We start from the raw sequence: 12,664 nt of genomic DNA on the forward strand, positions 1-12,664 counted from the left end.
GCGTCCCATACGGAGGGGCGCTGATACATTCGGCCAGTAAGGCCCGAAAGAAAGGTAGGAGGCCATGACGAAAGGTCTGCACGTGCCTTCCGAGATCGGCAAGCTCAGGAAGGTCTGCCTGCACCGTCCCGGCGACGAGCTCCTCAACCTGCCGCCCGACGAGCTCGAGCGACTCCTGTTCGACGACGTCCCGTTCCTGGAGGTCGCACAGCAGGAGCACGACACCTTCGCCCAGATCCTGAGGGACCAGGGCGTGGAGGTCCTCTACCTCGAGAACCTCGTCGCCGAGGTGTTCGACCAGGTCCCCGGCGCCCGCGCCGAGTTCACCGACCAGTACATCGCCGAGGCCGGCATCCGCGGCCAGCACATGCCGCAGATCGTCCGCGAGAAGCTGGACTCCATCGAGGACAACCTCGAGTTCGTCAAGAAGACCATGGCCGGCATGACCAAGGCCGAGATCGACATGCCCCTCACGGCGTCCACGACCCTCGACTCCCTGGTCAACTCCGAGTCCGAGTCCGACCTGATCATCGACCCGATGCCCAACCTCTACTTCACCCGCGACCCGTTCGCGGTCGTCGGCGAGGGCGTCAACCTCAACCGCATGTACTCGGTCACCCGCAACCGCGAGACCCTGTACGGCAAGTACGTCTTCAAGTACCACCCCGACTACAAGGACGTCTCCCTGTACTTCCGCCGCGACTGCCAGTTCCACACCGAGGGCGGCGACGTGCTGAACATCAACGAGAAGACCCTCGCCGTCGGCATCTCCCAGCGCACCCAGGCCGCGGCCATCGACGTCATGGCCCAGAACATCTTCTGGAACTCCGACTCCAAGGTCGAGCGCATCCTGGCCTTCGACATCCCGGTCTCGCGCGCCTTCATGCACCTCGACACGGTCTTCACCCAGATCGACGTCGATAAGTTCACGATCCACCCCGCCATCATGGGCACCCTGCGCGTCTACGAGCTGACCGCCGGCAAGAACCCGGGCGACGTGAACATCCGCCTGATCGAGGACACCCTCGAGCACGTCCTGGAGGACGCCACCGGCGTCGACCAGGTCAAGCTGATCCCCTGCGGCGGCGGCGACCCGATCGCGGCCTCCCGCGAGCAGTGGAACGACGGCTCCAACACCCTGTGCGTCGAGCCCGGCAAGATCTGCGTCTACGCCCGCAACACCGTCACCAACGACGTGCTGTACAAGGAGGGCCTGGACCTTCTCGTCGTGCCCTCCGCCGAGCTCTCCCGCGGCCGCGGCGGCCCGCGCTGCATGAGCATGCCCTTCTGGCGCGAGGACCTCTAAGGTCTTCAAGGACCCGTATAGGTCTTAATACATACATCTAGCTGCCAATAGATGTCTCCCATTGGGGCGGTGCGGGTTTTCGCACCGCCCCATTCTTGTATGAGGAACGTCAACACGATTGGATGACTGCTTTTGTAAGGAGCTTGGCCATGGACATCAAGACAATCGGCGTTGAGGAATGGCTTAACGTTTGGGAGAAGAGCGCTACGTGGGATATCGCCCAGTCGACAATCTCCTCGCTTACCATGGGCGAGCTGCGCGCGCTCGACGCCCAAGATGGCGCCACGTTCTACGAGCGCCTGGACCGCGAGAAAATGAACTACGGCTGGATTGAGGGTTCGCCGGAGTTTAAGGCCGAGGTTGCCAAGCTGTATCGTCGCGAGGTCAATCCCGATCATATTCTGCAGACCAATGGCTGCACGGGTGCCAACCTCAACGCCATCATGGCCGTGGTCGAGCCCGGCGACCATGTGATTGCCGAGTGGCCCACCTATGCGCCGCTCTATGAGATCCCGCGTACACTCGGCGCCGAGGTTGAGTATTGGGAGCTTTGCGAGGAGCTCGGATGGAAACCCGATATCGAACAGCTCAAGCGCCTCGTTCGCCCCAACACCAAGCTCATTTGCATCAATAACGCATCGAATCCCATAGGTACGGTGCTTGATGCCGATACGCTCGGCCAGATCGCCGAGATTGCCCGCTCGGTTGGCGCCTATGTGCTGTGCGACGAGGTGTACCTGCCGCTTGAGAACACTGAGGACTTTTTGTCGATGGCCGATGTGTACGAGAAGGCCATCGTCACCAACTCGGTGTCCAAGACCTATTCGACGCCCGCGGCCCGCGTGGGCTGGGTTGTGGCAGACGAAGAGGTATCTAACCGCATTCGCACGTACCGCGACTACACCATGATTTGCGGCGGCGTGTTCAACGACGCCCTGGCGACCTATGTGCTCAAGCACAAGGACAAGATCCTCGAGCGCAACCGCAAGATCGTGTTTGGAAACCGCGATATCGCGCAGGCTTGGATTGATACGCAGCATCGCGTTTCCTGGACGGCCCCGCAGGGCGTGTCTACCTCGTTTATCAAGCTTGATATTCCCGAGGACGACGAGGAGTTCTGCAAGCGCCTGCTGGCCGAGAGGGGAGTGCTGTTGGTTCCCGGTAGCCGCTTTGAGCTTCCCTGCGGCGCACGCCTGGGCTACTGCGCGAGCGAGGACGTTCTGCGCGAGGGTCTGAGGCTTTTGGGCGAGGCACTGGCGGTGTTCGATCGCTAGGATTCCGACGGCTCTCAAAGCCGCTCAAATCTGTCTACGATTATCGATAACTGACCCGTTTCCCAAGAGGGGAGCGGGTCTGTTTTTCTATACCGAGAAGTCAAGTTGTTACAAATGAGGCCGTAAGGCGAGCCGGTATCCGATGGGCCTTATACTGAGCTTCCGGTGAACGGTATCAAGCGTCTGGTAAACGGTAATTTGTTACCAGAAATGAATAGGACAAACTTTTTTCTGAATAAAAATGAAAATGGTTGAGACGCGGTATGAATCGCTAATTCTATTCATAGCTTTATTGGAAATATGCAATTTGAGGGTGGTTTAATAAAGTTAAGTTCCATTTGTTATTTGGATTGAAAACGCGTTTAAGCACGTAAATAAACTTTATTAAATCAAAGTGTGCCATGCGTGAAGTATATGTGTATGCCGTTCACCCCTCATATAAAACCGTTCGGGGGCGAGGTGGAAGTATGAACTGATTTTGGATATAAATATGTCGTCAGCAATAACGCCTCACACGGAGGGGCGCTAACGAATCGGCCCTGACAGGGGCCCGAAAGAAAGGTAGGAGGCCATGACGAAAGGTCTGCACGTGCCTTCCGAGATCGGCAAGCTCAGGAAGGTCTGCCTGCACCGTCCCGGCGACGAGCTCCTCAACCTGCCGCCCGACGAGCTCGAGCGACTCCTGTTCGACGACGTCCCGTTCCTGGAGGTCGCACAGCAGGAGCACGACACCTTCGCCCAGATCCTGAGGGACCAGGGCGTGGAGGTCCTCTACCTCGAGAACCTCGTCGCCGAGGTGTTCGACCAGGTCCCCGGCGCCCGCGCCGAGTTCACCGACCAGTACATCGCCGAGGCCGGCATCCGCGGCCAGCACATGCCGCAGATCGTCCGCGAGAAGCTGGACTCCATCGAGGACAACCTCGAGTTCGTCAAGAAGACCATGGCCGGCATGACCAAGGCCGAGATCGACATGCCCCTCACGGCGTCCACGACCCTCGACTCCCTGGTCAACTCCGAGTCCGAGTCCGACCTGATCATCGACCCGATGCCCAACCTCTACTTCACCCGCGACCCGTTCGCGGTCGTCGGCGAGGGCGTCAACCTCAACCGCATGTACTCGGTCACCCGCAACCGCGAGACCCTGTACGGCAAGTACGTCTTCAAGTACCACCCCGACTACAAGGACGTCTCCCTGTACTTCCGCCGCGACTGCCAGTTCCACACCGAGGGCGGCGACGTGCTGAACATCAACGAGAAGACCCTCGCCGTCGGCATCTCCCAGCGCACCCAGGCCGCGGCCATCGACGTCATGGCCCAGAACATCTTCTGGAACTCCGACTCCAAGGTCGAGCGCATCCTGGCCTTCGACATCCCGGTCTCGCGCGCCTTCATGCACCTCGACACGGTCTTCACCCAGATCGACGTCGATAAGTTCACGATCCACCCCGCCATCATGGGCACCCTGCGCGTCTACGAGCTGACCGCCGGCAAGAACCCGGGCGACGTGAACATCCGCCTGATCGAGGACACCCTCGAGCACGTCCTGGAGGACGCCACCGGCGTCGACCAGGTCAAGCTGATCCCCTGCGGCGGCGGCGACCCGATCGCGGCCTCCCGCGAGCAGTGGAACGACGGCTCCAACACCCTGTGCGTCGAGCCCGGCAAGATCTGCGTCTACGCCCGCAACACCGTCACCAACGACGTGCTGTACAAGGAGGGCCTGGACCTTCTCGTCGTGCCCTCCGCCGAGCTCTCCCGCGGCCGCGGCGGCCCGCGCTGCATGAGCATGCCCTTCTGGCGCGAGGACCTCTAAGTCTTTCCGTTTCCGGTGCGGTCCCCCTACAACCGCACCGGTTTCGCCCGTCAAACGGGCAACACTAATACTTACGTAATTCATTTTTTCGAAAGGAAACGAACCATGGGTGTTAACCTCTCCGGCCGTAGCTTCCTCAAGCTCCTCGACCTCTCCACCGAGGAGATCGAGTACCTGCTCAAGCTTTCCAAGAACTTCAAGGACATGAAGCGCGCTGGCGTTCCGCACCGCTATCTCGAGGGCAAGAACATCGTTCTGCTCTTCCAGAAGACCTCCACTCGTACCCGCTGCGCCTTCGAGGTCGGTGGCATGGATCTGGGCATGGGCGTCACCTACCTCGATCCCGGTTCGTCGCAGATGGGCAAGAAGGAGTCCATCGAGGACACCGCCCGCGTTCTCGGCCGCATGTATGACGGCATCGAGTTCCGTGGCTTTGCCCAGGACGACGTCGAGGAGCTCGCTGCCAAGTCCGGCGTGCCCGTGTGGAACGGCCTGACCACCGAGTGGCACCCCACCCAGATGCTTGCCGACATCCTGACCGTCCAGGAGAACTTCAACTACGACATCAAGGGCAAGACCCTCGTCTTCATGGGCGACTGCAAGAACAATGTCGCTCGCTCCCTCATGGTTGTCTGCTCCAAGCTCGGCATGAACTTCGTGGCCTGCGGCCCCGAGGAGTGCATGCCCGCCGACGACGTCATCGAGGCCTGCAAGCCCATCGCCGAGGCCAACGGCTGCACCATCAAGCTGACCACCGACGTCAAGGACGGCGTCACCGGTGCCGACGTTATCTACACCGACGTGTGGGTCTCCATGGGCGAGCCCGACGAGGTCTGGGCCGAGCGCATCGCTCAGCTCACCCCGTATCGTGTCACCTCCGAGGTCATGGCTATGGCCAACCCGGGTGCCATCTTCCTGCACTGCCTGCCCAGCTTCCACGACACCAACACCACGATTGGCGCCGAGAAGTGCGAGCAGTTCGGCATCACCGAGCAGGAGGTCACCGACGAGGTCTTCGAGAGCCCCGCTTCCAAGGTCTTCGACGAGGCCGAGAACCGCATGCACACCATTAAGGCTGTCATGTACGCCACGCTCAAGTAAGAGCATCTAGCATCTCGCTCGGGGTGTCTTGCTGCACACCCGAGCGGCTTTGTCTGGTAAATATCTCGCGTCGGGCGGTGGGCACGGCACGGAAGATCCGCTTCGCGCGAGAAAGTTAAATGATTTATGAAGGGGGGATGAGAACCATGACTGAGACCGCTAAGAAAAAGCGCGGTATGCCTTCATCGTTCACCATTCTTCTAGCTCTGCTGGCAATTGTTGCAGTGATTACCGTTATCGTCTCCGGCACGTCCGGCGGCGCGGTTACCGCAGCCCGCCTGAGCGATTTCTGCACCGCCCCGATCCTGGGCTTCGCTGACGCTCTGCCCGTCTGCCTCTTCGTTATGATCCTGGGCGGCTTCCTCGGCATGATGACCGAGACCGGCGCCCTGGACAACGGCATTGCCGTTCTGGTGCAGAAGCTTAAGGGCAACGAGATTATGCTCATTCCCGTGCTGATGCTCATCTTCTCCCTCGGTGGTACCACCTATGGTATGTGCGAGGAGACCGTTCCCTTCTACGCCCTGCTCGCCGCTACCATGATGGCCGCTGGCTTCGACCCCATGGTCGGTGCCGCTACCGTCCTGCTCGGCGCTGGCTGCGGCTGCCTGGGCTCCACGGTTAACCCGTTCGCCGTCGGCGCTGCCGTCGACGCTCTGACCGGCGTTGGCATTGAGGTCAACCAGTCCATCATCATCGGCCTCGGTGCCGTCCTGTGGATTGTCACTACCGCTATGTCCATCTTCTTCGTGATGAACTATGCCAAGAAGGTCAAGGCTGACAAGGGTTCCACCATCCTGTCGATGCAGGAGCTCAAGGACGCCGAAGAGGCTCACGGCAAGGCTGCTTCCGAGGTCCACAAGGAGGTCAAGCTCACCGGTCGTCAGAAGGGTGTTCTGATTGCCTTCGCCTTCACCTTCGTCGTCATGATCGTCGGCTTCATTCCGCTGGCCGACCTCAACGAGGGCGTCGCCAACTTCTTCGACGCTGGCGCCGTCTACGACGCCGACGGTAACGCCGTCGTCCAGGGCTGGTCTGCCCTGATCACCGGCCTGCCCATTGGCCAGTGGTACTTCGACGAGGCTTCCACCTGGTTCTTCCTCATGGCCGTCCTGATCGGTATCATCGGTGGCCTGTCCGAGAAGCAGATCGTTAACACCTTCATCACCGGCGCTGCCGACATGATGTCCGTTGTTCTCGTCATCGCCCTCGCCCGTGGTATCTCCGTCCTCATGGCTAACACCGGCCTCGACGTTTTCGTCCTTGACGCTGCCGCCAATGCCCTGGCTGGCCTGTCCGGCGTGATCTTCGCTCCCATGAGCTTCCTGGTCTACTTCGGCCTGTCCTTCCTGATCCCCTCGACCTCCGGTATGGCTACCGTCTCCATGCCCATCATGGGACCGCTGGCTGTTAAGCTCGGCTTCTCGCCCGAGGTCATGGTCATGATCTTCTCCGCCGCCATCGGTGTCGTGAACCTGTTCACCCCGACCTCCGGCGCCATCATGGGCGGTCTCGCCCTGGCCAAGATCGAGTGGACGACCTGGCTCAAGTTTGCCCTTAAGCTCATCGTCGCGCTCTCCGTCGTCTGCGCCATCATCCTGACCGTCGCCTGCGTGTTGCTCTAAGTACCCAACGGGTACCCCACGGAAACCTTGACGATCCTGTAAAGGATCATCTGGTCATCGTCTGTCCGGTGGGGTCAACCCACCGGTAGACTCCTACCTTTAGCCCCCTCCCGTTCCGTGCGCGGGAGGGGGCGCTCTTGTGTTCCGGCGTTTTACCAAACGCCGGAACCACTCGACGCTGCAAGCCCGCCAGAGCGGCAATCTGAAGCTCAATCGTCGGGCATGGCCAAAAGGCCTATGCCCTCCTCTTTCACGTCACCTTGCTCGCTCTGGCGGGCTTTCGCTGGCTTATGCTCAACCTGCGGCGCTGCCATCGTTGGTACTGAGCGACTTGTTCCCCGCCTCAAATTAGCCATCCTGGGTCCCCGGTGGTTGCGGTGGGCGTGTTTGGTTGGTGCCTGTTGATGGTTTGGGTATCGGGGAGGGCGGGCTCCGTTATAATCGCCTAGAACATTAAATGGAAACGGGACGGGAGCCATATATGCGCCAGGGTTTCGACAACGCGAAGTATATCGAGCTGCAGGCTGCTCATATTAAGGAGCGCATCTCGCAGTTTGGTGGCAAGCTCTATTTGGAGTTTGGCGGTAAGCTGTTCGATGACTATCATGCGAGCCGCGTGCTGCCGGGTTTTGAACCGGACAGCAAGTTCCGCATGCTCAAGAGCATCGCCGACGATGTCGAGGTTATCATCGCGATCAACGCGAACCACATCGAGAAAAACAAGGCTCGTGGTGACCTTGGCATTACCTATGACGAGGATGTGCTGCGCCTGGTTGACCTGTTCCGCGGCAACGGCTTTGCCGTCGCGGCTGTGGTCATCACCCAGTACGCCGGCCAGCCTGCTGCCGATGTGTTCCGCAACCGCCTGAACGCGCTCGGTATTCCCGCCAAGCTGCACTATCCCATCGAGGGGTATCCGCACGATGTCGATCTGATCGTGTCCGACGATGGCTACGGCAAGAACGAGTTTGTCGAGACCACGCGTCCGCTCGTTGTCGTGACGGCGCCCGGCCCCGGCTCGGGCAAGCTCGCCACTTGCCTCTCGCAACTGTATCACGAGCATAAGCACGGTACCGCCGCCGGCTATGCCAAGTTCGAGACCTTCCCGGTCTGGAATCTTCCTCTGACGCATCCGGTCAATATTGCCTACGAGGCCGCCACGGCTGACCTCGACGACGCCAATATCATCGATTCGTTCCACCTCGAGGCCTACAACAAGACCACGGTCAACTACAACCGCGACGTCGAGGCCTTCCCGGTAGTCCGTGCCCTGATGGAAAAGATCCTGGGCAAGAGCCCCTACCAGAGCCCTACGGACATGGGCGTCAATATGGTCGGCTTTGCCATCACCGATGACGATGCCTGCCGCGACGCTTCCAAGATGGAGATCGTCCGCCGCTACTTTACCGCGGTCGAAAATGTGCGCCGTACCGGCGTGGGCGATGAGCAAGTCGACCGTCTCAAGATTATTATGAAGAAAGCCGGCATCGATAAGAACTACTCACCGGCGCGCTCGGCGGCCCTCACCAGGGAGCAGCTGACGGGTGGTCCCGTGGGTGCCATGGTCATGCCCGATGGCTCCGTGGTGACCGGTAAGACCTCCACGCGCCTGGGCGCCGCAAGTTCGCTCATCATGAACGCCCTCAAGCATGTCTCGGGCGTCGACCTTGAGCTCGAGGTCATTAGCGATGAGGCGATCGAGCCCATCAGCAAGCTCAAGACGCATTTTCTGGGCAGCAAAAACCCGCGCCTCCACACCGACGAGACGCTTATGGCGCTGTCGATCACCTCGGCCACGAGTGAGACGGCCGCTCGCGTCCTTTCGGGCCTGGAGCAGCTGCGCGGTTGCGATGCCTTCTTTAGCGTGATTATCTCGCCGACGGACGAGACAGTACTGCGCAAACTGGGTATCAACGTGTGCTGCGAGCCCAAGTTTGAGCGCCGCGGTTTCTTCCATCGCTAAGTTTGAAGCACTGCGGTAATTGCATTGCATTTGGCCGTATCGGGTTAGCGCCCGGTACGGCTTTTTGATCAATAAAGCGCCTATTTCGGCGAAAAATAGCCGTTTACCTGCCTAGAAACAATTAGAGCGGTATACAATAACCGTAACTGTTTCATCCTTAGCGGGATGCCGCATGATGGATATTACCTGCCATCGTGAGGTGTGTCGGTCGCGCACGGCGCGTTAGATGCTCGTGCTCGGTTTGAGGAGGCTGCTATGGCGGGCAAGGGTCGTGCGAGTGTCAACGATATGAAGCGTGTCGAGGTGCTGGTGTTGATGGAGATCGACCAGCAAACCGAAGACAATGGCGGGCCGTATGGTTTCTCGCGCAAAACGCTTGCCGAGCGCGTGGGGGTTTCGCCGTATCGTGCCCGCGCCGCAATCGATCGCTTGGATTCCGAAGGCATGATTGATGTCGTCTCGCGTTATAGCGACGACGGCGGTCAGCTTGCAAATGGCATTTGCCTCACCGAACGTGGCGAGTGGTATCTTGAGGGCGTCCGTACCGGCATGCTCGTTCAAGAAATGCTTGAGGACGAGGTTGCTGATCGATAGCAGCATGTAACCCTTGCCATAGCGACGCCGCCTGGGAAACCGGGCGGCGTTTTGTTTCAAGATTGAGAAATGCAATCGCACGCGAGAAAAATTGCGAACGGTCCGCGGCGCGAGTATTACAATGAAGACCCGTAAGATGTGGATAAACAACTTCTACGGGAAGCGCAGGTAACTCAATATGACCAAGCATGTGTTCGTAACCGGTGGCGTGGTTTCGTCCCTGGGCAAGGGTATCACCGCGGCCTCGCTGGGCCGTCTGCTCAAGTCGCGTGGCTACAAAGTAACGATGCAGAAGGCCGACCCGTATCTGAACGTCGACCCCGGTACCATGAGCCCCTTCCAGCATGGTGAGGTCTTCGTTACCGAGGATGGTTACGAGTCCGACCTGGACCTGGGTCATTACGAGCGCTTTATTGATGAGAACCTGACCCGCGATTCCAACTTTACGACCGGCGCCATCTATAAGAGCTTGATCGCCCGCGAGCGTCGCGGCGACTTTTTGGGCGGTACCGTGCAGGTGATTCCTCACGTCACCAATGCCATTAAGGACAAGTTCCGCCGCATCGAGGAGCAGACCGGCTCCGATGTAGTCATCACCGAGCTGGGCGGCACGATCGGCGACATCGAGTCGCAGCCGTTTGTCGAGGCCATCCGCCAGTACCGCAAGGAGGCCGGCCCCGAGAACGTCTGCTACATCCACGTGTCGCTCGTTCCCTATATCGCCGCCGCCCACGAGGTCAAGACCAAGCCCACGCAGCATTCCGTCAAGGAGCTCCGCAGCTTTGGCATCCAGCCCGATATCATCGTGCTGCGCTCCGACCACCATATCGATGACGCTATCCGCGGAAAGATCGCAAGCTTCTGCGACGTCGACACCGATTGCGTCTTTACCAACGAGGACTGCGCGAGCATTTACGATGTTCCGCAGCTGCTTGCCGAGCAGGACTTTGACCTGCGCATTTGCGAACGCCTGGGTCTGGACCCGCGTGAGCGCGACATGAGCGAGTGGAACGAGTTCCTGCGCAAACAGAATCACGCCAACCATCACGCCGACAAGGTGAAGATTGCCGTCGTGGGTAAGTACACGCAGCTGCCCGATGCGTACCTGTCGGTTATCGAGGCCCTGCACCATGCGGGCGTCTTCTACGATCGCCATGTGGACGTCCAGCTGGTCGACGGCGAGAGCCTCGACGAGCAGAATGTCTCTGAGGTTTTGGGCGACGCCTCGGGCATCCTGGTCCCCGGCGGCTTTGGCAAGCGCGCCCTGGAGGGCAAGATCCTCGCGGCCGAGTTTGCCCGTGAGCACAAGATTCCGTATCTGGGCATTTGCCTGGGTATGCAGGTGGCCGTGTGCGAGTTCGCCCGCAACGTCGTCGGCCTTGCCGGCGCCAGCTCCTCCGAGTTCGATCCGGACGGCCCGTTTAGCGTCATCGATCTGATGAGCTCGCAGGAGGACGTGACCGAGAAGGGCGGCACCATGCGCCTGGGCGCCTATCCGTGCAAGCTCGCCGCCGATACCCTTGCTCGCGAGGCATATGGCGAGGAGCTCGTCTACGAGCGTCACCGTCACCGCTTTGAGTTCAACAACGCCTTCCGTGACCAGCTCGAGGACGCCGGTTTGGTTATCTCGGGTCTGTCGCCCGACGAGCGCCTGGTCGAGATGGTCGAGCTGCCGCGCGACGTGCATCCGTGGTATGTGGCAACCCAGGCTCATCCCGAGTTCAAGAGCCGCCCGACCAACCCGCAGCCGCTGTTCCGCGAGTTCGTGCGCGCTTCGATCGGCCAGCACGAGGGTGTCGACCGTCTGCAGGTGACGCCCATGAACCTCGCTACGGACTAAGGGTGCCGGCGAATAAGGAACATACCGAAGCTACTCCCTCGTCGCTCGCCGTGGCGGCGGGGGAGTATCTCGATTACCTCGCGGTCGAGCGGGGTTTGGCGCGCAACACGATTGCGGCCTATCGTCGTGACCTGACGACGTACTGCGCCTATCTGGAGCGGGCGGGTATTGTGTCTTTTGAAGAGGTGACCCGTCAGGTCGTGGAGGGCTTTGTTGCCGACCGTCGCGATGGGGGCTATTCCGATGCCTCGGTGGAGCGTGCGCTTGCGGCCGTGAAGGGCCTGCATGCCTTTTTGGTGCGCGATGGGGCTGTGGCCCAAAATCCAACGGCGGCGTTGCGCCTGCCTAAAAAGGCTGAGCGTTTGCCGGAGTATCTATCGGTGGAGGATGTCTCGGCGCTGCTCGATCAAGACTTCCCCGAGGGCGAGATGGGCTTGCGCGACCATGCCATCTTGGAAGTGCTCTACGGATGCGGTTTACGTGTGAGCGAGTTGGTGGGGCTCGATGTGGGCGATATCCATATCGACGATGGCTTTGTGCTCGTTCGCGGTAAGGGCTCAAAGGAACGCCTGTCACCGCTGGTGGGAAGCGCGGCGCGAGCTCTGACGCTCTATGTAACTGAGGGGCGTTCTCGCTTGGCGGCCCATGCGCGCGGAACCGAGACCTCGGCGGTCTTTTTAAATAAGAACGGCCGCCGTCTGTCGCGCCAGGCCGTGCATGCGATATGCGAGCGGTATGGGCGTCAGGTGGGGCTGGTGGGGCTCCATCCCCATACCTTGCGCCACTCCTTTGCTACCCACATGCTCGCGGGCGGTGCCGACCTGCGTGTGCTGCAGGAGATTTTGGGCCATGCCGATATTTCGACCACGCAGGTCTACACGCATGTCGACCGAACGCAACTGACCGAGGTCTATCTGGCGGCGCATCCGCTAGCACATCGCTAGCACCTCGCTGACCTGCATATTTATAAATATTAAATGGGACGGGCCCCAGATTGCCGAGACGCACTTTTGCGCGCATGGGCAATCTGGGGCCCGTCCCATTTTTCGCCAGACACCGACGCGGTGGTGGGCCGTGTGTACCGTGGGTGGGGGAGTTTGGGGGCGATGTGAACGGCATGTAAAGGGACGTAAAAATCGCCTCAAGGT

Annotated in this window: 9 protein-coding genes; all 9 read left to right on the forward strand. The window is 60.2% G+C overall.

Annotated elements, in window-relative coordinates; all coding sequences use genetic code 11:
- The first annotated feature begins 64 nt into the window (after positions 1-64).
- Entirely contained in the window at positions 65-1,306 is a 1,242-nt protein-coding gene (gene arcA, locus AAAX36_RS00755) for an arginine deiminase (RefSeq protein ID WP_099431519.1), read from the forward strand.
- Positions 1,307-1,455: 149 nt separating this feature from the next.
- Positions 1,456-2,580 (forward strand): aminotransferase, encoded by a 1,125-nt coding sequence (locus AAAX36_RS00760; protein WP_349073683.1) that lies wholly within the window; start codon positions 1,456-1,458, stop codon positions 2,578-2,580.
- Between the two features lie 571 nt (positions 2,581-3,151).
- The gene (arcA, locus tag AAAX36_RS00765) at positions 3,152-4,393 is read left to right on the forward strand and encodes an arginine deiminase (protein ID WP_099431519.1); all 1,242 of its coding nucleotides are present in this window, start codon (positions 3,152-3,154) and stop codon (positions 4,391-4,393) included.
- A gap of 105 nt (positions 4,394-4,498) precedes the next feature.
- Positions 4,499-5,494, forward strand: a complete 996-nt coding sequence (argF, locus tag AAAX36_RS00770; RefSeq protein ID WP_099431521.1) for an ornithine carbamoyltransferase — start codon at positions 4,499-4,501, stop codon at positions 5,492-5,494.
- 146 nt (positions 5,495-5,640) lie between these two features.
- Entirely contained in the window at positions 5,641-7,119 is a 1,479-nt protein-coding gene (locus AAAX36_RS00775; protein WP_196022515.1) for a YfcC family protein, read from the forward strand.
- Between the two features lie 481 nt (positions 7,120-7,600).
- Positions 7,601-9,082, forward strand: coding sequence for a DUF1846 domain-containing protein (locus AAAX36_RS00780; RefSeq protein WP_006234276.1), 1,482 nt, complete (start codon positions 7,601-7,603; stop codon positions 9,080-9,082).
- 255 nt (positions 9,083-9,337) lie between these two features.
- Positions 9,338-9,676, forward strand: coding sequence for a hypothetical protein (locus AAAX36_RS00785; protein ID WP_040358312.1), 339 nt, complete (start codon positions 9,338-9,340; stop codon positions 9,674-9,676).
- Positions 9,677-9,854: 178 nt separating this feature from the next.
- Entirely contained in the window at positions 9,855-11,516 is a 1,662-nt protein-coding gene (locus AAAX36_RS00790; RefSeq protein ID WP_055286060.1) for a CTP synthase, read from the forward strand.
- A gap of 2 nt (positions 11,517-11,518) precedes the next feature.
- Positions 11,519-12,460 (forward strand): site-specific tyrosine recombinase XerD, encoded by a 942-nt coding sequence (gene xerD / locus AAAX36_RS00795; protein WP_172677979.1) that lies wholly within the window; start codon positions 11,519-11,521, stop codon positions 12,458-12,460.
- The last annotated feature ends 204 nt before the right edge of the window (positions 12,461-12,664 follow it).

This window comes from Collinsella sp. CLA-ER-H10 (genome assembly GCF_040092475.1).
Lineage (GTDB): Bacteria > Actinomycetota > Coriobacteriia > Coriobacteriales > Coriobacteriaceae > Collinsella.